Source organism: Micromonospora sp. NPDC049048, from assembly GCF_043197615.1.
Lineage (GTDB): Bacteria > Actinomycetota > Actinomycetes > Mycobacteriales > Micromonosporaceae > Micromonospora.
On the sequence record NZ_JBICTM010000004.1, the window covers coordinates 42,029 to 63,465 of the forward strand.

A 21,437-nucleotide genomic window follows, 5' to 3' on the forward strand; every position below is an offset into this window, starting at 1 on the left:
AGGAGGCATACACAGCCAGCAGGCTAGGTGTCCCCGGTCTCCGCCGACAACTGCTTTCCCCTGCCACGGCGCACCGACGCGAACCCGCCACTGGATGCCGTCGATGAGCTGCCGTTTGTTCCACTGCCACGGCCGACCTGGCCGCTTACCCGCAGGCAGCAGCGGTGCCAGCACCGCCCACTGGGCGTCGGTCAGGTCGTGCCGCCTCGTCACCGCCAAGGTGGCCACGAGGTCTCCGGTGTCAGGTTCTTCTTGGTCGAAAAACCTCTACCGGAGACCCCACTGTCGGCAGCGCTTGATGAGTCGCCGCCGTCCCTCAATGCTCAGCGGAGCGTTCGCGTGGGTCATCGGATCGCCTGACCGACGCGGGGTGTAATGAATCGCCGGAGCGGCAGGGCGATGACCAGTGCAATCGCAACCATGACGCCGCTGACCCATACCGGGCCGAGGTGGCCAATATCGGTCCCCAGGGTCATTGCTGCAACGACGGGGCCGCCGGCAGCACCGATGTTGAGCGCCGCGGTCGCATACGACCCTCCCATGGTGGGGGCGCTTGCTGCCTCATAGAGCACCCTGGCAATCAGGGTGCTGCCCAACGCGAAGGAAAGCGCGCCCTGCACGAACACGAGGAGCAGAAGCGCCATCGGCTGGGCGGCCAGGGCCGCCAACGCGACCCAGCCGAGCAGCAGCAACGGGCCACCGACTGCGATCACGAGGCGGGGATGCTGATCGGAGAGCCGTCCCGCGAGGGTGACGCCGGTGAAGGACCCGATCCCAAAGAGCACCAGCACGACCGAGACCCACAAGTCGCCCAAGCCGGCGGTGTCAGTCACGATCGGCGCCAGGAAGGTGAACGTGGCGAAGGTGGCGGCGTTGACGAGGGCACCGAGCAGCATGACCAGCACCAGCCGGGGCATCGCGAGCTGGGCGATCTCGTGCCGAAGAGACGAGCCGGCCGCAGTGCCCTGAGGGGTCTGTCCGGCACGGGCCGGGATGCCCTTCACGACGCCGTAGGCAGCGGGAAGGCACAGCAGTGCGATCGCCCAGAAGGTTGCCCGCCAGCCGAGCAGCGTGCCGAGCACCGCACCGCCGGGAACTCCGGCGATGGTGGCCACCGTCGTACCCGAAAGCAGCACCGCCAGCGCGCGCCCTTTCTGATCAGATGCGACGAGCGTGGCCGCCGTACTCAGTGCCACCGCCAGGAAGCCCGCGTTGGCCAGGGCGGCGAGCACGCGGGTGACGAGCAGAACCGCGAAACTCGTCGTGAGGGCGCCCACGACGTGGGCCACGGCGAAGACCAGCACAAAGCTCAACAGGCTGGCCCGGGCAGGCCAACGGCGCGCAAGCGCCGCCATCAGCGGCGCGCCGACAATCATCCCGACAGCGAACGCCGAGGTCAGAAGCCCGGCGGCCCCGACCGACACGTCAAGGCTTGTGGCGATGTCCGGCACCAGGCCGGCAAGCATGAACTCCGAGGTGCCCATGGCGAAGACCGCCACGGCAAGCAGGTAGAGCGGGAGAGGCATCAAGAGCTCCGAGGTGAGCGAGAAGGAGAAGGAGACGTCTCGTCACCGCGGCCAGCGCCCCAGGGCCGCGCGCAAATGTCCCAGGCAGCAAAGACTGCTGGGAGGCGGGCTAAGAACTCAGCGGTTCAGGGAGCTGACGGCGTGACCGAAAGCCCCCACCTTGGATGCCTCAGGGCTCGACATGGTGCAAAGACTATTCACACCCACCGGTCAGCATGCAACCGGGTTGCGGGAGCGAGCGTCGTCACCCTCGCGCCCCGCAACACCTGGTCTTTTCGACCGACGTGGGAGCGACCGCCCTGGTCTCCGCACGCGCGGGGGGTGTTCCTGAAACGCGCCCCCGCCAGTGCCTCAGTGCGTCGCCAGGACCACCGCGTCCGGCTCGATGCCGGCGAGCCGGGCCGGCCGCACCACGACGAGCAGGACCGCCATGGCCGCCAGCATGCCCCCCGCGACGACGACGGCCATGGCGACCGCGCCGGTGCCGAGCACGCCCACCAGGGGCGCGGCCAGCGCACCGACGCCGAACTGCACGGCGCCGAGCAGGGCGGAGGCCGTACCGGCCGTCTCCCCGTGCCGGGACAGGGCCAGGGCGGGCGCGTTGGGCATCGCGAGGCCCGCCGCCGCGAGCACCACCCACAGCGACGCCAGCAGGCTCGGCAGCCCGCCGACTCCGGTGACAGCGAAGGCGAGCAGCGCGAGTCCGGCCACGGTCCCCACGCCCAGGGCGACGACGAGGATCCGTTGCGGTGAGTGGCGGCGCAGCAGCCGTACGTTGAACTGGGTCGCCGCGATCAGCCCGACCGCGCCCGCGCCGAAGGCGAATCCGAACTCCTGCTCGTCGAGGCCGTACTGCTCCTGCAGGACGAACGACGAGCCGGCCACGTACGCGAACAACGCCGCCATGGCCAGCCCCGCGACCAGGACCAGGCCGACGAATGTGCGGTCGCGCAGCAGTGCGCCGTAGACGCCCACCGTCGCGACCACGCCGCCGCGCCGGCGCCGGTCGGGTGGCAGCGTCTCGGGCAGGCCGAGGGCGGCGACCACGGCGAGCAGCACGCCGAAGGCGGCCAGTGCCACGAACACGCCGCGCCAGTCCGTCCAGCGCAGCAGCCCACCCCCGAGGGTCGGCGCGAGGATCGGCGCGGCCCCCATGACCAGCAGCAGCCGGGAGAGCAGCTTGGCGAAGGCCGCGCCGTCGAACAGGTCACGGACCACGGCCATCGCGACCACCGAGGCCGCGGCGACGCCGAGGCCCTGCACCACCCGCAGCGCGCCGAGAACCGCGATGTTCGGCGCGACGACGCAGAGTAGCGACGCCACGACGTGCAGCGCGACGCCGGCGATCAGCGGTACGCGTCGGCCGACGGCGTCGGACAGCGGGCCGATCAACAACTGGCCGAGGGCGAGGCCTGCCAGCGTGCCGGTGAGGGTCAGTTGGACCGCCGCCGACGTGGTCTGGAATTCGGCGACGAGCGCGGGCAGCGCGGGCAGGTACATGTCGATGGTCAGCGGGCCCACGGCGGTCAGCGAGCCGAGGACGAGGACGAGCCGCAGGCGTTGCCGGGGGCTCATCAGGTCACCCCGCGTCAGTGGGGCTGCCGTCCTGTCAGGGGCGTCGACGGCGGCCGTCATCGGCTCGCCGCCGACCGGTCGGTGCGCAGCCGGGCCGGGAAGGGTGAGGAAGTCACATCTGGCTCCAAATCCGGATCCGGCGATCTCATTCCCGCCGGGCGGTGAGGTAACCGAGCTCACAGCCGATCGGTGTCGGAGGTGGCCGTTAGTCTGCGCGCATGCGGGAGAACATGGTCCGGAGCGACCTCGATGGCTGACGCCGACGACGTCCGTCACCTGGCAGGGGCGCTGCCGCACGTGGTCGAGATCGACAGCGAGGGCTTCGACTTCCGGGTCGCCGACAAGGGGTTCGTCTGGTCCTACCCGGAGCGTCGGCCCGGCCGGCCGCGCCTCATCCGGACCGACGTCGCGGTGCTGTATGTCGGCGACGAGGCGGAGAAGCAGGCGTTGCTCCTCGGCGAGCCCGAGCTCTTCTTCACCACGCCCGCGTACGACGGGCTGCCTCTGGTCATGCTGCGGCTGGCGCAGGTGGACGCCGAGCGCCTGGGTGAACTCGTCACCGACGCGTGGCGCATGCGCGTCCCGGAGTCGCTCGTCGCTGACCTCGACGGCGGCAGCGCCCCCTGACCCGTCAGTAACATCTGCGCCCGGCGCGGACATCACTTTCCCACCATGTGGATACCCCCTAACACATACCGGGAAACGATCAAGAAGGTGGCCAGCGTTTTGCCTGGTCAGAGCCACAATCCTCCACGTTGGCCGCGTCGATTCGGATCCCTGGCCTTTTGATCCACAGGCGGGAGGGTGGACACTGCCGAAGGTGCCGCGACGTCGCGGCCCGCGCATCATTGGGCTACAGGAGGGCTGGTCGGTGTTCAGTCGTGTCGCCATCGTCAACCGCGGTGAGGCCGCCATGCGGCTCATCCACGCTGTCCGGGACATCGCCGCGCAGACCGGGACACGGATCGAGACCGTCGCCCTGCACACCGACGTCGACCGCACGGCCACCTTCGTCCGCGAGGCGGACCTGTCCTACGACCTCGGTCCCGCCTCCGCGCGCCCGTACCTCGATCTGAAGGTGCTGGAGCGCGCGCTGGTGGAGACCGGCGCCGACGCCGCCTGGGTCGGCTGGGGCTTCGTCGCCGAGGACCCGGCGTTCGCGGAGCTGTGCGAGCGGGTCGGCGTCACCTTCGTCGGGCCGAGCCCGGACGCCATGCGCAAGCTCGGCGACAAGATCGGCGCGAAGCTGATCGCCGAGGAGGTCGGCGTGCCCGTCGCGCCGTGGAGCCGCGGCGCGGTCGAGACCCTGGACGCCGCCCTGGCGGCGGCGGCCGAGATCGGCTACCCGCTGATGCTGAAGGCGACCGCGGGTGGCGGCGGGCGCGGCATCCGCGTAATCACCAACGAGGCGGAACTCGCCGACGCCTACGAGCGCACCAGCCAGGAGGCCGCGCGGGCGTTCGGCAGCGGCGTCGTGTTCCTGGAGCGCCTGGTCACCGGCGCCCGGCACGTGGAGGTCCAGGTCATCGCCGACGGCCAGGGCACCGCGTGGGCGCTCGGGGTCCGCGACTGCTCGGTGCAGCGGCGCAACCAGAAGGTCATCGAGGAGTCGGCGTCGCCGGTGCTCGGCCCCGAGCAGGCGGCCGAGCTCAAGGCGTCGGCCGAGCGGCTGGCCGTCGCGGTCGGCTACCGCGGCGCGGCGACCGTCGAGTTCCTCTACCACCCCGGCGACCGCCTGTTCGCGTTCCTGGAAGTCAACACCCGGTTGCAGGTCGAGCACCCGATCACGGAGTCCACCACCGGCTTCGACCTGGTCAAGGCGCAGCTGCACGTGGCCGCGGGCGGGCGCCTCGAAGGCGAGCCGCCCGTGGAGCGCGGCCACGCCATCGAGGCCCGGCTCAACGCCGAGGACCCCGACCGCGACTTCGCGCCCTCCCCCGGCCGCATCGCGCGGCTGGACCTGCCCGCCGGGCCCGGCATCCGCGTGGACACCGGCGTCAGCGAGGGCGACACCATCCCCGCCGACTTCGACTCCATGATCGCGAAGATCATCGCGTACGGCCGCGACCGCGACGAGGCGCTCGGCAGGCTGCGCCGCGCGATGGCCCAGACGACGGTGATCATCGATGGCGGCGCGACGAACAAGAGCTTCGTGCTCGACCTGCTCGACCAGCCGGAGGTGATCGACGCCAGCGCGGACACCGGCTGGATCGACCGCGTCCGGGGCGAGGGCAGGCTCGTCTCGCACCGGCACTCCGCCGTCGCGCTGGCGGCCGCCGCCATCGAGGCGTACGAGGAGGAGGAACGCGTCGAGCGGCAGCGGCTGCTGTCGACGGCGTTCGGCGGGCGCCCGCAGGTGCAGCACGAGAGCGGCCGGCCGCTGGACCTCAAGCTGCGTGGCGTCGGCTACCGGGTACGCGTCGCGCGGGTCGGCGCGCACCGCTTCCGGGTCGGCATCGAAGCGGGTGGGGCCGTCCGCACCGCCGACGTCGAACTGGAGCGCTTCGACCGGCACACCGGCCAGATCCTCGTCAACGGCGCCCGCTACCGCCTGCTCATCGGCACGCACGGACCGATCCACCTGGTCGAGGTCGACGGCGTGGCGCACCGGGTCACCCGCGACGAAGGCGGCGTCCTGCGTTCGCCCATGCCCGCGCTGGTCGTCGCCACGCCGTTGCGGGTCGGCGCCGAGGTCGAGGCGGGCGCGCCCGTGCTGGTGCTGGAGAGCATGAAGATGGAGACGGTGCTACGGGCACCGTTCAAGGCGCGGCTGAAGGAATGCGTCGTCGCCGTGGGTTCCCAGGTGGAGACGGGTGCGCCGCTGCTGCGGCTGGAGCCGCTCGCCGACGACGCCGAGGCCGGGGAGACCTCGGCCGACGAGTCCGTCGAGCTGGACCTGCCCGCCGCGTCCGGCACCGTCCCGGCCCGCGAGCGCGCCGCGCGCGGCCAGGAGGACCTGCGCAGCCTGCTGCTCGGCTTCGACGTCGACCCGCACGACGAGCGCCGGCTGCTCGACGACTACCTCGCCGCACGCCGGGCGGCCACCGAGGACGGCCACCGGACGCTGGCCGAGGAACTCGACCTCATCGACGTGTTCGCCGACCTCACCGAGCTGAGCCGTAACCGGCCGACGGGCGAGGACGGCGGCGGCGCCGGCCATGTGCCCAGCGCCCGCGAGTACTTCCACACCTACCTCCAGTGCCTCGACGTGGAGCGGGCCGGGCTGCCGGAGGCGTTCCAGGCCAAGCTCGCGAAGGCGCTCGGGCACTACGGCGTCACCGACCTGGAGCGCTCCCCCGAGCTCGAAGCCGCCGTGTTCCGGATCTTCCTCGCCCTGCAACGCGCGTCGGCCGACGCCACGGTCGTCGCGACGTTGCTGCGCGCCTGGCTGCGGGAGCCGCCGCCGGACGAGTCGCTGCGCGAGCCCGCCGGTCTCGCGCTGGAGCGGCTCGTGGCCGCGACGCAGGTTCGCTTCCCGGTGGTCTCCGACCTCGCGCGGGGTGTGGTGTTCGCCTGGTTCGCCCAGCCGCTGCTGCGCCGCAACCGCGCCCGCGTCTACGCCGACGTCCGCAAGCACCTGCGGCACCTCGACGCGCACCCGGAGGCACCGGACCGCGCCGAGCGCATCGCCGAGATGGTGCGCTCCACCGAGCCGCTGGTGCGGCTGCTCGGTCAGCGGCTCGTCCGCGACGATCTGGACAACGCGGTGATGCTGGAGGTGCTGACCCGGCGCTACTACGGCAACAAGGGCCTCACCGGCGTACGCACCAGTGTGGCCGAGGGCTGCACGTTCGTGGTCGCCGAGCGGCCCGGGCTGTGCGTGGTCTCCTCCGCCGTCAGCTTCGAGGCGCTGGGCGACGCGCTGCGCGGCCTCGCGGAGCTGGCGAGCAGCCGCGACGCCATCGACGTCGACATCTACCTGGCCTGGGAGGGGCAGCCGGAGGACTTCGACGCGATGGCCGCGGCGCTGCACGAGGTCGTCAACGCGCACCCCCTGCCGAACCAGGTCCGCAGGTTGACCACCACCGTCGCGGGTCGCAGCGGCGCCGTCATGCACCACCACTTCACCTTCCGGCCGTCGACGGTCAGGATGGTCGAGGAGCGGCTGATCCGGGGCCTGCACCCGTACATCGCGCAGCGCATGCAGATGGAGCGGCTGAGCAGGTTCGACCTCACCCGCCTGCCGTCGTCGGACGAGGAGGTCTACCTCTTCCAGTGCGTCGCGCGGGAGAACCCGTCGGACGACCGGCTCGTCGCGTTCGCCCAGGTACGCGACCTGGCCGAGCTGCGCGAGCACGACGGGCGGCTGGTGGCGCTGCCCACGGCCGAGGACGTCCTCGCCACCTGCCTCGACTCGATCCGCCGCGCGCAGTCGCTGCGGCCGTCGAAAAAGCGCTTCAGCACCAACCGGATCGTGATCTACGTCTGGCCGCCGAGCGAGCTGACCCGCGCCGAACTGAAGATGATCGCCCGGCGGGTGCTGCCGACGACGGCGGGCGCCGGGCTGGAGGAGATCCTGTTCATCGCGCGGCAGCGCGACGCCAGGACCGGCGAGCTGGCCAAGATCGCTGTGCGGATCTCCTTCGACGCCACCGGCGGTACGGAGCTGACCGTCGGCGAGCCGTCGGAGGAGCCGGTCGAGCCGCTCGACGACTACCGGCAGAAGGTGCTTCGCGCGAGCAGCCGTAACGCGGTGTACCCGTACGAGCTGACCGGCCTGCTCGGCACCTTCGTCGAGCACGATCTCGACGACGACCACGCGCTCGTGCCGGTCGACCGGCCGAAGGGGCGTAACAAGGCGGCGATCGTGGCGGGCGTGGTGACCACGCCGACCCGTCGGCACCCGCAGGGCGTCACCCGGGTCGTGCTGCTCGGCGATCCGACGAAGGCGCTCGGCGCGCTGTCGGAGGCGGAGTGCCGCCGGGTCATCGCCGCGCTGGACCTGGCCGAGCGGATGCGGGTGCCGCTGGAGTGGTACGCGCTGTCCGCGGGTGCCCGGATCTCCATGGAGTCGGGCACGGAGAACATGGACTGGGTGGCGGCGGCGCTCAAGCGCATCGTCGAGTTCACCCAGGACGGCGGCGAGATCAACATCGTGGTCGCGGGCATCACCGTCGGCGCCCAGCCGTACTGGAACGCCGAGGCGACGATGCTCATGCACACCAGGGGCATCCTGGTGATGACGCCGGACTCGGCGATGGTCCTCACCGGCAAGCAGTCGCTCGACTTCTCCGGCGGGGTGTCGGCCGAGGACAACTTCGGCATCGGCGGCTACGACCGGGTGATGGGCCCCAACGGGCAGGCGCAGTACTGGGCGCCGAACCTGGCCGCCGCGCGGGACGTGCTGATGGCGCACTACGAGCACACGTACGTCGCGCCCGGCGAGCAGGGGCCGCGGCGGACGCGGACGAGCGACCCCGTCGACCGGGACATCTCCACCTTCCCGCACGTCGTGGTGGGCAGCGACTTCACCACCGTCGGTGAGATCTTCTCCGCCGAGGCCAACCCGGACCGCAAGAAGCCGTTCGACATCCGCACCGTCATGCGGGCGCTCTCCGACCAGGACCACCCGGTGCTGGAACGGTGGGCGGGCATGGCCGACGCGGAGACCGTGGCGGTGCAGGACGTCCACCTCGGGGGCATGCCGGTGTGCCTGCTCGGCATCGAGTCGCGGGCGGTGCCGCGGCGCGGCTTCCCGCCCACCGACGGCCCGGACACCTACACCGCTGGCACGCTGTTCCCGCGGTCGTCGAAGAAGGCCGCGCGGGCGATCAACGCGGCCAGCGGCAACCGGCCGCTGGTGGTGCTGGCGAACCTGTCGGGCTTCGACGGCTCGCCGGAGTCGATGCGCAACCTGCAGCTGGAGTACGGCGCCGAGATCGGCCGGGCGATCGTGAACTTCCGCGGGCCCATCGTGTTCTGCGTGATCTCGCGCTACCACGGGGGCGCGTTCGTGGTGTTCTCCAAGGCGCTGAACCCGAACATGACGGTGCTCGCGTTGGAGGGCTCGTTCGCCTCGGTGCTCGGCGGCGCCCCCGCCGCCGCCGTGGTGTTCTCCGGTGACGTGAACGCCCGTACCGCCGCCGACCCGCGCGTGCGGGAGCTGGAGGCCCGCGTCGCGGCGGCCTCCGGCACCGACCGTGCGGCGCTGACGGCGGAACTCGACGAACTGCGCTCGACGGTACGGGTGGAGAAGCTGGGCGAGGTGGCCGCCGAGTTCGACCGGGTGCACAACATCCAGCGCGCCGTCGAGGTCGGCTCCGTCGACGCCGTCATCCGCGCGGCGGAGCTGCGCCCGCGCGTCATCGAGGCCATCGAGGCCCGTCTGCGCTGAGGGCGGCGTGCCGGAGCGACCGGCGTCCGCTGATGGTCCCCGGCCCGGGCGGGCCGGGGACCGTCTTCTCCGCGTCGCGCGGGCGGCACTGCTTGGCCAGCCGGACGACGCTGCTCGGTCGGGCGGCGCTGCTCGGTCGGGCGGCACGGATCGGTCAGCCGGGTGGCCGCTGCTCCGTCGAGTGGGAGCGGCGGCTGGCCGGCCGCCGCTCCCGTGGGCCGGTTCAGAAGGCGTGCAGGTCCAGGGCGATCCCGTCCGGTCCCCCGGAACGGCTGACCGCGACCCAGTCGTCCCCGGCGCCGGCGAGCCAACCGGGATACCGGCCGAGTTGGCGACCGGTCGACACGTCGTGGACGAGCACGAACGGCCGCTCGCCGACCGTGCCGCTGACCGCCACGAGGCGCCGGGTCACGCTCGCCCGCCAGCTCGCCGAGGTGCCGGACATCCCCGGATCCGGGGCGCTCCACCGCGTCGCGCCCGTGTCCATGTCGAGCAGCGCCAGCTCGCCCTCGTCGGCGGTGCGCCGCACCAGCACGGACCGGTCGTCCCCGTTGATCGGCACGCCGGGGCTGGTGCCCTCCCACTCCGCCTTGCCGGTGCGCAGGTCGACCGCCTGTGGCCGGCCGTCGGCGGTGACCGCGACGAGCCGGGTGCCGACCCCGATCATGGTCAACCCGCTGTGGTCGTACGCCAGCCGCTTGACGCACTCGCCGTCCTCGCGCCGCCCGCTGAAGACCTCACCGGACCAGCCTCTGGCGCCGGTGGCCGCGTTGACGGTGGCGATGCTGACCGTGCACAGCCGGTCGCCGCGGGGCGGATCGTGGTCGGTGCTCACCAGCAGGTCACCGGCGAGGAAGCCGTACCAGGCCCGGCTCGGCAGCCGCCCGGCGCCGGCCTTGCCGGTGCTGGCCGCGATCACGGTGTAGGTCCGGGTGGACGCGGTCAGCCGCACCACCACGTACCGCTCGGTGGGCGCGGCGTGGGGCGGACGGACACCGACCGCGTCGTCGGACACCCGGGCGAACCGGTCGGCGGGCAGTTTCCACAGGTGCCGACCGTCGCGGACGTCCCGGGCGACGACCACACACGTCGCGGACCGGCCGGTGCCGACGCATGCCCGGTGGTAGACGTTCCGTTGCTGGACGACGACGTCCTGGGTGTCCTCCGCCCGCCAGCGGGTGGCGCCGGTGGCCGCGTCGAGCACCTCCAGCGGCCCCCCGTTGCTGGCGCTGACGACGATCAGCTCACCGGCGACCGCGTACTGGTAGCTCACCGGGAACGGGTGACGCCACCGGTCCTGCCCCGTGGAACGGTCCACGGCGCGCAGTTCCCGCCCGTCGGGCACGACGACGACTTGGCCGAGCTGTGTCAACGGCTGGTCGAGCCGCCTGACCGGCACCGACCAGAGTGGCGCCGGGCCCTCCTGCCCCGCCGGGGTCTCCTTTCCGCGCAGGTTCTCCTGGGTCACCACGATCTGCGGCTCCGGCGGCTCCCTCCCCGGCACGGTGCAGGCGGCGAGCCCGACGAGCAGGCTCAGGGCCGCCCCTGTCGGGCTCCAACGGGGCGGGCGGTACGACAGCGGCAACGGTCTCTCCCTCGATCGGTGGCACGGCCCACCCTAGGATCCGCCCGCACCCCGCCGGACGAGATGCGCACCGGCGAGGGGCTCGGTGCTCCTGCGGCGGAGCCCGGACTCCGGTGCCGCCGGGACCGGTGCCGCCGGGACCGGTGCCGCCGGGACCGGTGCCGCCGGGACCGGTGCCGCCGGGACCGGTGCCGGCGGCACCGACCGTGGGCCGGCAGCGAGAAGGGCCAGTTCCGTGGGGAACTGGCCCTTCTCGACGATCACGTGGCGCGGGGTCAGCCGACCGACTTGTTGTAGCTGTCGATGGCGCCCTGCACGCTCGCCGCCGCGTCCTTCATGGCCTGCTCGGCCGGCTTGCTACCGACGATCGCCGCCTCGAGGCCGTCCTCGGAGGCCTTGCGGGCCTGCGGCATCACACCCAGCAGACAGCCGGCCGACGCGACCGACGGCGGCAGCGCGTGCAGCTGGTCGACGGCGGTACGGAACTGGGGGAACTTCGCCATCCAGTCCTTGTCGATCTGCTCGTCAAGCGCCTTGGCGTTGATCGGCACGTACCCGGTGCTGGTGTGCCACTTGGCCTGCTCGACCGGCCCGGAGGCGAACTTCACGAACTCCCAGGCGGCCCGCTTCTCCTTGTCGCTGTGGCCGACGCCGTTGATCCACAGCGAGGCGCCGCCGATGATCGGACCACCCGTCGAGGAGGCGCTCACCTTCGGGTACGGGGCGGTGAGTACGGTGAACTTGCCCTTCGCGGCGTCGACGTAGCCGCGCAGCACGCTGGTGGACTCCAGGTGCATGGCGACCGTGCCCGACTTGAAGGCGGCCTGGGCGTCGTCGGTCTTGCGGCCGGTGTTCGTCGCGTAGCCGCCCTTCACCAGGTCCGTCCACCACTGCGCGACGCGCACGGCCGTCTCCTGGTCGAACTGCACCTTCGTGGCCAGGCCGCTGCGCCCGTTGCCCTTGTCGCAGTACTCCTTGCCGTCGGTGGCGAGCAGCTGCTCCACCAGCCAGCCGTAGATGGCGGCGTTGAAGCCGTACTGGACGGTCTTGCCGCTGGCGTCCTTGACCGTGAGCTTCTTCGCCAGCTCGCCGATCTCGTCGAGGTTCTTCGGCGGCTTGGTCGGGTCGAGCTTGGCCCGCTCGAACGCCTCCTTGTTGAGGTACAGCAGGGGCGTCGACGAGTTGAACGGCATCGACCACAGCTTGCCGTCGACCGAGTAGTAGCTGGCGATGTTCGGCTCGATGTCGGCGGCGTTGAAGCCGTCCTTCTCGATGAACTTGTGCATCGGCACGACCTGCTTCGAGTCGACCATGAAGCGGCTGCCGATGTCGTAGATCTGCACCAGGGCCGGCGTGCTCTTCTGCTGCACCGACGCCTTGTACTTCGCGATCGTCTCGTCGTAGCTTCCCTGGAAGACCGCCTTGACCTCGACCTTGCCGCCGCTCTGGGCGTTGAAGTCGGCGACGAGCTGGTCGACGGCGGTGGCGTTGGCCCCCTTCATCGCGTGCCAGAACTCGATCGTGGTCTTGTCCGTGGCCTTCTCCAGCACCTCGGCGCCGGGCGCGTCGAGCGCGCCGCTGTCGCCGTCGGTGCCTGAGCCGGAGTCGCCGCAGGCCGTGAGCGCGGCGGCGGCCACGACGGCGACGAACGCCGCCGCGGTCCGGCGGAGCCGAGGTCTTCTCATTGCTTCTCCTTCTCGATGGTTCAACGCAGCGCCCCGGCGGTCAGCCCGCGGACGATGTAGCGCTGGCCGAAGATCACGACGGCCAGCGTGGGGAGCAGGGACAACGCGACGCCGGCCAGGACGAGACCCGGCTGTGCGGCCTCGGCGTCGTTGAGCTGGGAGATGCCGATCTGCAGGGTCTGGAACTCGGTGTCGCGGATCAGGATCAGCGGCCAGAAGTACTGGTTCCACGCCGAGAGGAAGACGTAGACGCCGACCGCCGCGATGGAGGGCTTGGACAGCGGCACGATGACCCGCCACAGCAGGCGCCAGTGGCCGCACCCGTCGATCACCGCCGCGTCGCGCAGCTCGGTCGGGAACTGCAGGAACGCCTGGCGCAGCAGGAACGTGCCGAACGCCGAGGCGAGGAACGGCAGCACCAGGCCGAGGTACGTCAGCCCGCCGCGCGTCAGGCCCCAGTCGGAGATGGCCAGGTAGTTGGGGATGATGATCGCTTCCCACGGCACCATGAGGGTGGCGAGGAACAGGCTGAACGTCGCGGCCTTCGCCGGCAGGCGCAGGAACGCGAAGGCGTACGCGGCGAAGATGCTCGTGACGACCTGCGCCACGGTGATGACGCCGGCCTGCACGGCGGAGTTCGCGTAGAAGCGGCCGAGCGGCACCGAGCGGAACACGTCGGTGATGTTCTGCCAGTGCAGCGCGCTCGGTACCAGCGCGGGCGGATAGGTCGCCAGGTCGCCGGGGCCCATGACGGCGCCGACGAAGCCGTAGTAGACCGGGAACAGCACGGGGATCGCGGCCAGGCCGAGCACGACGTAGACGGCGACCCGCCCGAGGTTGAGCTTTCTCATCGGTAGTGGACCCGCCGTTCGAGGACGCCGAATTGGACAGCCGTGCAGCCGAGCATGATGACCAGCAGCACGACGGCCTGCGCGCTGGCGGCGCCGAAGTCCGAGGAGCCGAACGCGAACGCCTTCTCGTAGATCGAGTAGACCAGCGTCGTCGTGGCCTGGTCCGGCCCGCCCTTGGTCAGGATGTGGATCTGCCCGAAGCTCTGCAGGGCGTGGATCGTGGACACCACGACGAGGAAGAACAGCTGCGGGGAGAGCAGCGGCACGGTGATCCGTGTCGCCAGCCGCCAGCCCGTGGCGCCGTCCAGCCGGGCCGCCTCGACCACCTCGGGCGAGATCGCCGAGACCCCGGCGGAGAGCACGAGGATGTTGTAGCCGAAGTTCATCCACACCGTCGCGGCGCAGACGGCGGGCAGCGCGATCGACGGGTCGGTGAGCCAGTTGACGCGGTCGATGCCGAGGGAGCCGAGCAGGCCGTTGGCCACCCCGATCGCCGGGTTGTAGATGACGGCGAAGATGACCGAGGCGGTCGCCACCGAGAACGCGAACGGCAGCGCGAACGCGGTGCGCAGCGCCCGTACGCCGCGGATGCGCGCCTCCAGCAGCAGCACCACGAAGAGCGCGCCCAGCACGGCCGGGACCACCGAGAAGAGCGTGAACAGCGCCGTCGTGGCCAGCACCTTGCCGAACTCGCCGGACAGCATGTCCTGGTAGTGCGCCGCGCCGACGTACTCGGACGCGGCGCCGAAGATGTCGTTGCCGTGCACGGACAGGTAGAGGGTGCGCCCGAGCGGCCAGAACACGAACAGGGCGAAGACCGCCACCGAGGGCAGCAGCATCAGCCAGGCGAGACCGGATTCGCTGAAGCGTGCGCGCCGCACTTGCCGGGCGGTGGACGGCGCGGGTTCGGAGGTCGGTGCGCGGTCGCCCGGTGGCGCGCTGACGGTGGAAGGGGGAGGCACCGCAGCACCCTACAACGACATCGAAAAATGGACATCATTCGGGAGTCAGTCGCTGCGGGGCATCCGGCGGGCGCCGGCGGGCCAGAGGACCGTGGTCGGGATGCCGAGGCCCCGCGCCCAGTCGACCGTCCGGTCCGTCGACGCCGCGTGGCAGCCGGGTTCCCCGTCCCACACCGCCACGAGTCGCTGCACCCGGCGTACCAGTTCCCGGTTGGCGGCCACGTAGGCGGCGGTGTCCGAGTGGTCGTGGCCGGTGTGGACGACCGCCGCCGCCCGGGCGAGCAGGTCGTCGAAGGTCGTCCGGTTCTCCGGGTCGATCACGGCGGTCCGGTAGTCGCGGGCCGGGAGGATCACCTCGTACGTGCCGCCCAGTTCCAGGATCGCGTGCACGAAGAGCTGATCGGCACCGGCCGCCAGGCAGGTGACGCCGTGCACCGGCCGGTCGCTGATCCGGCGCAGCTCGACGAGGAGCGCGTCGGCGACGAGCAACTCGGTGTCCCGGGTCAGGTTGATGTGCCCGGTCACGCCGACGCGTACCGGTGCGGGCTCAGCCGGCATCGCTCGGTCCTCTCCGCTGCGCGGGCACTGCGGGCGCCAGCCGGATCAGCGCGAATCCGCTGTCGGACAGGACGTCCGGCAGTGCCCGGATCTCCGCGCGGTTCTGCTCCTGGACGTCGAGGGGCAACTCGGCCCAGGGCCGCAGGGCGGGATGCCGTCGCCGGGCGTCGTCGCGGGGTTCGCCGTGCGTCCAGCCTTCCCCGCGTCGTTCTCGGCACCACCGTTCGTGCTCGAGGCGGGCGAGTTCCTCGATCCGGTCGTCGATGATCTGCCCGGCGGCGGCGTCGCTGCTGCCGCCGCGCCGGGGCGCCACGACGCACCCGAGGTTGAGCAGCTTTGCGGCGATGTCCTGGACGTGTGCCCGGTTGGCCCGCCGTAGCGACTCGGGCAGTCGCGACCAGTCCACCATGGCCGGCGCGTCGCCGGGGCGTACGCCGGCGCGTTGCTGGGCCTGCAGGTACCGCTCGTGGATCAGCCGGGCCAGCCGTTCGGTGAGGTCCTCGGCGATCAGCCGGGCATCGCAGGCGCGGGTCAGTACCGGGTAGAGGCGCAGCTTGCCGTGCACCTCGTCGAGCAGGTCGTGGCGGGAGTCGCCGTGGAAGGCGGCGGCGAGCGCCGCCTGCTGGTAGACCGGTACGAAGACGGAATTCTCGGCGCGCTGCCAGAGGGCGGGCGTGTCCAGCACGAACTGCAGGCCGCTGGTCTCCTCCGGCGCGCAGACGTAGATGCGGTCGTAGCGGTCGCGGCCGACCTGGTCGAGCCCGACGAGGCCGTCGAGGTCCCGGTCGTACGCGGTGAGCTGGCAGACCGTGTTCAGGAACGGGTAGCGCGACGCCGCGACGGCCAGCTCGGTGCCGGCGTCCGGGGCCACGAGGTCCACCCGCAGGGGCGGCACGGCGTGGCCGGGAGGGGTGTCGGCCCGGCGTGCCCGCCAGTGCCGCGCGGTCTCCACCAGGAGGGCTCGGCGGAAGCTGCCGGTGCCGGCGATGAGGACCCTGGTGGGTCGGCCGGTCACGGCTGGCAGCGGGTGGTGCCGGTGCAGCGCGCGGGCGGCGATGTCGTCGACGTGGAAGTAGTCCAGTCGTAGCCGGCTGGATCCGGCGGCGCCGAGTCGCCGGGCCTGCAGCGACAGGCACATCTCGGAGTCGTGGACCAGCACGTAGACCCGGGGTGGTTGCCGCCGGTCCTGGATGAGCCGGCTGACGGTGTTGGCGATGGCGTGGTTGCGGTCGTCGTCCTCGCTGCAGGCGTAGATGGTGTGGGCCCGGGGCAGGCCGGCGCCGCGCAACACCTGGGGGCTGGCCGGGTCGCCGACGACGCCGAGATACCGGCGGAGGCGGTATTCCAGTGGCCCGAATGGTTCGGAGCGCACGACGACCACGCGTTCACCGTCGGCGAAGAGCCGGTCGGCGAGCATGTGGGCGAACGGGGAGTCGCCGCAGACCAGGACGTGACCACGGGCTCGCCGGGCCCGGAGGCGGCGGCTCTCGGCGGCCAGTAGCAGCCGGCTGGCCTCGGCCACGGCGAGGAGGGTGAACAGCGGGGCGGCGAACCGGGCGACCTGTAGCTGCCACGGGTAGGGCCCGGCGTTCTGGAAGGGCTCGGCGCCGAAGACGAAGAGTTGCAGGTCGTAGTAGAGCACGTCGAACGGGTCGTGCGCGGTCTCCGGCCGGGCCTGGAGCAGGCGGTCGAAGCCGATGTAGCCGAGGATGAAGGCGGCCAGCCCGATGACTCCGAACACGGCTCGGAGCCACCATTCGACCAGGTGGCGCGAGGTGGCGACCGGGTCTGTCATGACCGGCATTTTATTTGACCAGGTCGATCAGGACGGCGCTCGGCGCGCGCCCGCCGGCGCGTTACCGGCTGCGGCGAACGGCGGTCGGCGCCCCCGCCGGCTCGGCCCGCTCACCGGCGGCGGCACCGCTGGTCCGGCGGTCGGTCGGGCCCGGTCACGGGAAGTCGTCGGGCCTGGTGTCGGGCAGCGCGGCCAGTAGTTGCCCGGCCAGCCGCCGTACGCTGTCGTCCTCCTGGCGGGCGAGCCTCACGAGCACGCCCCGGGTCCGGCTGTCCCTGGAGTAGTGCCGGGTCAGCCCGAGCAGCGCGGTCCGGCGGATCTCCCAGTCGTCGTCGTCCGCCAGCCGTAGCAGCAGCTCCCGCACCCCCACCTGGCCGGCCAGCGCGGCTCCGAGCTGTTCCACGGCCCGGCGCCGGACCTCCAGGTCCGGATCGTCGCGGACCAGCCCTACGAGCAGCACTCGGACCTCCGGGTCGGCTCCGAAGTGCGCGCCGAGCGCGGCGGCGATGCGGGCGCGGATCGCCGGGTCCTGGTCCGCCAGGCGGCGCAGGAGCCGCAGTGTCACCGCCATGGATGCGGAGCCCTGCTCGGCCAGGCAGCGCACCGCCGCGTCGAAGACGGTGGGGTCGGTGTCCGACTCGACGCACTCGAGCAGCACGTCGGTCACTACGTCGGGGCTTCCGTGCGCGCAGAGGGTCTGCACGGCGGCCATCCGGATGCCGACGTAGCTGTCCCGGCGGGCCCGCCGGCACAGCGTCTCCATCAGGGCGTCGGTCTCGCCGTGCCGGGCGAGCGCCTGGGCGGCCGCGCGCAGCACGTTCGGGTCGGGGTCTCGGCTGACCTGTTCGGCCAGGCACTTGCGCACCTCGGGGTCGGGCGGGTCGGCCAGCCGGGTCAGGCGGAGGGTGACCCGCAGCCGGACGATCGCGTCCCGCTCCTGGGCGGCGCGGCTGATGAGCAGGTCACGGGTGGCGTGGCCGAGCAGCGGTCGGCCGGTGAGCAGGTCGACCGCGGCGAGTCGGACGCTCGCGGTCGGGTCGCTGTCGGCTTTCTCCAGCAGCAGTTCCCCGGTGCGGTGGTCCGGGTAGGCCTCGGCCAGCGCGCGTACCGCGGCCAGGCGCACCGTCGCGTCCTCGTCGACACGGGCCGCCTTCGCCACCACGGTCCATCCTATGTCGTCGGCACGGCCCCGGTCGATCAGCGCGGTCACGGCGGCGGCGCGCACGGAGGCGTCCTCGTCGCGCGTGATCTGATCGACCAGCCGGGCTCGGCAGCGCCCGTCCGGGTCGGGCACGAGCGCCAGCCGTTGCACGGCGACCGCGCGGAGCCGGGGGGACGGGTCCGAGCCGGCCAGTTTCAGCAGCAGTTCGGTGCTTTCCGGGCCGGGCCGCCCGGGCAGCAGCTCGGTCACCACGCAGCGCCGCACCTCGTCCGGGGAGTCGCCGGTCACCCGCTGCAACGCCCGGGTGCGGGCGGTCTCGGCGTGTTCCGGCAGTGCCAGCAGGCCCTCCAGGGCGCGCTGCACCACGCCGGGGTCGGTGTCGGTGGCCAGCAGCCGCTGCAGCGTCCCGGTGGCGCCCGGCAGGTCGGCGCAGCGCGCGGTGAGGACTGCGGTGGCGGCCCGCCGCACTGCGGTGGCGTGGTCTTCGGTGGCGTTGACCAGCACCTGGCGGACGTCCTCGGACAGCTCGCTGCGGCCGCCGAGGGACTGCACGGCCAGTGCGCGCACCGCGAGATCGGGTGAGCGGGCCAGGTCGCGCAGGATGTCGACGTGGTCGCGGTCGGTGCTGAAGTGCGCGACCAGTGCCCGTACGGCGGCCTGCCGGACCGTGGTGGAGACCTCGGCCTGCGCCTCGGCGAGCAGGAGGTCCCGGCAGCGGCGGCGGCTGGGGCTGGTGGCGTCCAGCCGGCCGGCGGTCTCGGCCAGCCCTGCGACCAGGGTGAGGTGGGCCTGCCGCTCGCGGCCCTGCCCGAGTTCCTGGGCGAGCAGTTCCTCCAGTTGCTCCTCGGCGGTGGAGAGCACCGCGGCGACCCGGGTGGCGAACGCGGAGCCGGAGCGCCAACTGGTGTGCACGCCGCGTCGGCGGTACCAGTGCAGGAATGCCTGCCGGCCGGGCCAGTTCGACCCGAGGGCCCGGATCGAGGAGAGCAGTTCCTGCTCGGTGAGTTCCGCCAGGTTGGGGTCGTCGGCGGAGATGCCGTGTTCGACCAGCCGTACGAGCTGGCACAGCACCGCGTCGCCCGCGCCGGCCAGTTCGGCGGGCTGCGGCGCCTCCGCCACGCACTGCGCGGCCAGCACCAGGTTCCACGGTGGGCCGGTGAGGTTCAGCGGCGGCCAGGGCTGGTTGGCCTCGGTGGCGAGCAGGATGACCAGGTCGTTGGCGGTCTGGGCGGGCAGGGCGCTGGCGACCAGCCGGAGCACCTCACGCCAGGAGGGGTCGGCCCAGTGGTCGCGGAACAACGCGCGCAGTCGGTCGAGGCCCCAGGCGTCCGGATCGTGCTTGAACCTGTCCACGATCTCCTCGGCGCAGAAGAACTCCAGGAACGTGCGGTGCACGAACCCGAACAGTCGCAGCCCGTACCGTTCCAGGATGAAGCTTCGCTGACGCAATTTGTCGATCATCGAGTAGGCCATGGCGAGCGCCCGCTCGTTCTCGAAACCGTAGAACGCGACGAGGTGGTCCCGGAAGATCCGCGCCAGCTCGTCGGGTTCAATATAGTTTCCTGCCGGGCCGGACTCCCGGAACTGCATCCAGTACGCCAGGTGGCGCACCAACCGGCGCTTTGCCTGTAGGTCCAGCAGCGGGACGTCGCCGTGGCTCTCGCGCAACTGTTTGGTCACGTCCCACTCGGAGATCAGGACGTCTGTGACGTGGGCGTAGAGCCGGTGCCGGTTGCGGGGCAGCGGGTGGCCTCGGCCGACGATCGCCATGAGCATGAGCAGCAGGGGGTTGCCGGCGATCTCGTGCATCGCCCGGGATCTGCGGACCACGTCGAGAATTTGTCGCCGCTGCCGGTCGGCTTCGGTCGCCGGTGTGGGCATCACGTAGCGGTACCAGTTGCTGAGGAAACGGGCGATCCGCTCGTCGTCGAGGTCCTCCAGTGTGAAGTGGTCGAAGCCGGCGTTGGCGAAGGTGTGCCGCAGGTATCCGGCCGCCCGTGAGGTGACCATGGTCCGCACTCCGGGGTATTCGCTGGCGAACGTGGCGATCTGTGCGGCCACCTCCTCGCGCTGCGTGGGGTCGAACACCTCGTCCAGGCCGTCGAACAGGAAGAGCGCCTGTCCGCCGTGCCGCAGGTACGCCTCCAGCACGCTCTGCTCGATCCCGGCCAGTCCCTGCTGGTGGCGGTGGCCCATGTAGTCCAGCAGGCCGTCGCACCGTCCGTCGCCGCAGTGCGCGGCGTAGGAGCGCAGCTCGATCAGGACGGGGAGGTAGCGGTCCAGCGCCGCCAGCCGAGGCTCGTCGCAGACCCCGGCCAGCGCCAGCGCCAGGTACTGCGCGGCCGCCGACTTGCCGGAGCCGGGGTCGCCGAGCAGTACGATCGCCCGCCGGCCCGGATCGCACACCACGTCGAACAGTGCCAGCGCGTCCTTGGCCGCGTACTCCTCCCAGAGCCGCTCCACCTCCTCCGAGTCGACCACCCCGGGCAGCCCGCCGTCACCGTCGGTGGTGGAGCTGGCCCAGCGCCACCAGGCCTTCGGCATCTCCGGCCGGCTGTCCTCGTGTACGCGGGGCTCCACGAACATCTTCGGTAGGCCGAGCGTCAGATATCCGATTGTGGGGCGCGGTGAGACCGCGTCCAGCGGGACGGCCTGGTAGCGCAGTGCCAGCTGCTTGTGGTACTGGTTGCGCACGGATTCGGGCAGGGGGGTGCCCGGGTCGGCGAGCTGGCGCGCCGGCGACCGGCCGCTGCGTACTTCGGCCAGCGCCATGGTCACCTTGGCCGCGAGGTCGTCCACTCCGGAGAAGAAGGCACAGAGGTGGCGCTCCTTGAGCTCGCCGCGCAGCGCGACGATCTGCTGCCAGTCGGCGTCGCGGTCGATCATGTCGACCGGCCAGGGGGTGTCCTCGGCGAGCAGGAAGATCAGGCAGGGCTTTCCGGCCGCGAGCGCCTCACGGTACTCGAGCTCGGTGATGGAGGACTCCTGCCCGGGTGGCCGGAACCCGTAGCGCCAGGCGAACAGGCCCACGTAGAGGTCGCACCGGCGCACGTCGGCCAGGCAGCGTTCCAACGGTGGCCGGATGTCGGCGCCGTACGCCTCCATGGCCACGTCCTCGATCTCGAGACGACGCGCCACGACGTGCACGGCGGCCCGATATTCCAGCAGGTCCTTTTGGGTGGCCGAAATGTAGACCTTCATCAACGGCAAACTCCAGGGGGTGGCTGGCGACCGCACCAATGAAAATATCAGCTGCCTTCACACCGCTCTGACCCGCGAACACTCGCGACCCCGCCCATGCGTGGGATTCCCGCGAACAGGCGGCCTATGATGACCGCAGGACAGAGATGGTTCCGGCGAGCCGCATTCCGGCTCGCGAGGAGTTCGGTAATACCACACGGATC

Annotated in this window: 11 protein-coding genes and 1 pseudogene; 2 read left to right on the top strand and 10 right to left on the bottom strand. The window is 71.8% G+C overall.

All coding sequences use genetic code 11. From position 1 onward, the window contains the following. Positions 1–60: 60 nt before the first annotated feature. The 3 genes and pseudogenes from ACGFIG_RS14905 to ACGFIG_RS14915 all read right to left on the bottom strand — a co-directional run. Positions 61–228, bottom strand: a pseudogene (locus ACGFIG_RS14905) (transposase); the annotation flags it as partial. A gap of 116 nt (positions 229–344) precedes the next feature. Then, positions 345–1,526: a Cmx/CmrA family chloramphenicol efflux MFS transporter gene (locus ACGFIG_RS14910; RefSeq protein WP_393003011.1), complete on the bottom strand. Its 1,182-nt coding sequence runs from the start codon at positions 1,524–1,526 to the stop codon at positions 345–347. Positions 1,527–1,877: 351 nt separating this feature from the next. Continuing rightward, positions 1,878–3,101, bottom strand: a complete 1,224-nt coding sequence (locus ACGFIG_RS14915; protein ID WP_393003013.1) for a multidrug effflux MFS transporter — start codon at positions 3,099–3,101, stop codon at positions 1,878–1,880. 249 nt (positions 3,102–3,350) lie between these two features. On the opposite strand from ACGFIG_RS14915, the gene ACGFIG_RS14920 reads away from it, so the two are divergent. Both ACGFIG_RS14920 and ACGFIG_RS14925 read left to right on the top strand, forming a co-directional pair. Continuing rightward, positions 3,351–3,728, top strand: coding sequence for an MmcQ/YjbR family DNA-binding protein (locus ACGFIG_RS14920; RefSeq protein WP_393003015.1), 378 nt, complete (start codon positions 3,351–3,353; stop codon positions 3,726–3,728). Positions 3,729–3,972: 244 nt separating this feature from the next. Then, positions 3,973–9,435, top strand: coding sequence for a carboxyl transferase domain-containing protein (locus ACGFIG_RS14925; RefSeq protein ID WP_393003017.1), 5,463 nt, complete (start codon positions 3,973–3,975; stop codon positions 9,433–9,435). Between the two features lie 223 nt (positions 9,436–9,658). Here ACGFIG_RS14925 and ACGFIG_RS14930 read toward each other — a convergent pair whose 3' ends face one another. The 7 genes from ACGFIG_RS14930 to ACGFIG_RS14960 all read right to left on the bottom strand — a co-directional run bounded on the left by ACGFIG_RS14930 (position 9,659) and on the right by ACGFIG_RS14960 (position 21,234). Then, positions 9,659–11,020 (bottom strand): PQQ-binding-like beta-propeller repeat protein, encoded by a 1,362-nt coding sequence (locus ACGFIG_RS14930; RefSeq protein ID WP_393003019.1) that lies wholly within the window; start codon positions 11,018–11,020, stop codon positions 9,659–9,661. A gap of 275 nt (positions 11,021–11,295) precedes the next feature. Further along, a complete protein-coding gene (locus ACGFIG_RS14935; protein WP_393003021.1) occupies positions 11,296–12,705 on the bottom strand; it encodes an ABC transporter substrate-binding protein in 1,410 nt (469 codons plus the stop codon). 20 nt (positions 12,706–12,725) lie between these two features. Continuing rightward, positions 12,726–13,556, bottom strand: a complete 831-nt coding sequence (locus ACGFIG_RS14940) for a carbohydrate ABC transporter permease (RefSeq protein WP_393003023.1) — start codon at positions 13,554–13,556, stop codon at positions 12,726–12,728. After that, a complete protein-coding gene (locus ACGFIG_RS14945) occupies positions 13,553–14,437 on the bottom strand; it encodes a carbohydrate ABC transporter permease (protein WP_393003025.1) in 885 nt (294 codons plus the stop codon). Before ACGFIG_RS14945 ends, ACGFIG_RS14940 begins: the two co-directional genes overlap by 4 nt. Positions 14,438–14,563: 126 nt before the next feature. Continuing rightward, the gene (locus ACGFIG_RS14950; protein ID WP_393003027.1) at positions 14,564–15,076 is read right to left on the bottom strand and encodes a hypothetical protein; all 513 of its coding nucleotides are present in this window, start codon (positions 15,074–15,076) and stop codon (positions 14,564–14,566) included. Further along, positions 15,066–16,871 (bottom strand): RyR domain-containing protein, encoded by a 1,806-nt coding sequence (locus tag ACGFIG_RS14955; protein WP_393003029.1) that lies wholly within the window; start codon positions 16,869–16,871, stop codon positions 15,066–15,068. Before ACGFIG_RS14955 ends, ACGFIG_RS14950 begins: the two co-directional genes overlap by 11 nt. Positions 16,872–17,025: 154 nt before the next feature. Beyond that, positions 17,026–21,234 (bottom strand): HEAT repeat domain-containing protein, encoded by a 4,209-nt coding sequence (locus ACGFIG_RS14960; RefSeq protein ID WP_393003031.1) that lies wholly within the window; start codon positions 21,232–21,234, stop codon positions 17,026–17,028. Between the last annotated feature and the right edge of the window lie 203 nt (positions 21,235–21,437).

What these genes read in the sequence shown, in the direction of transcription:
- ACGFIG_RS14910 (WP_393003011.1), bottom strand. Translation starts at nt 1,526, where the DNA reads ATGCCTCTCCCGCTCTACCTGCTTGCCGTGGCGGTCTTCGCCATGGGC.
- ACGFIG_RS14915 (WP_393003013.1), bottom strand. Translation starts at nt 3,101, where the DNA reads ATGAGCCCCCGGCAACGCCTGCGGCTCGTCCTCGTCCTCGGCTCGCTG.
- ACGFIG_RS14920 (WP_393003015.1), top strand. Translation starts at nt 3,351, where the DNA reads ATGGCTGACGCCGACGACGTCCGTCACCTGGCAGGGGCGCTGCCGCAC.
- ACGFIG_RS14935 (WP_393003021.1), bottom strand. Translation starts at nt 12,705, where the DNA reads ATGAGAAGACCTCGGCTCCGCCGGACCGCGGCGGCGTTCGTCGCCGTC.
- ACGFIG_RS14940 (WP_393003023.1), bottom strand. Translation starts at nt 13,556, where the DNA reads ATGAGAAAGCTCAACCTCGGGCGGGTCGCCGTCTACGTCGTGCTCGGC.
- ACGFIG_RS14950 (WP_393003027.1), bottom strand. Translation starts at nt 15,076, where the DNA reads ATGCCGGCTGAGCCCGCACCGGTACGCGTCGGCGTGACCGGGCACATC.
- ACGFIG_RS14955 (WP_393003029.1), bottom strand. Translation starts at nt 16,871, where the DNA reads ATGACAGACCCGGTCGCCACCTCGCGCCACCTGGTCGAATGGTGGCTC.
- ACGFIG_RS14960 (WP_393003031.1), bottom strand. Translation starts at nt 21,234, where the DNA reads ATGAAGGTCTACATTTCGGCCACCCAAAAGGACCTGCTGGAATATCGG.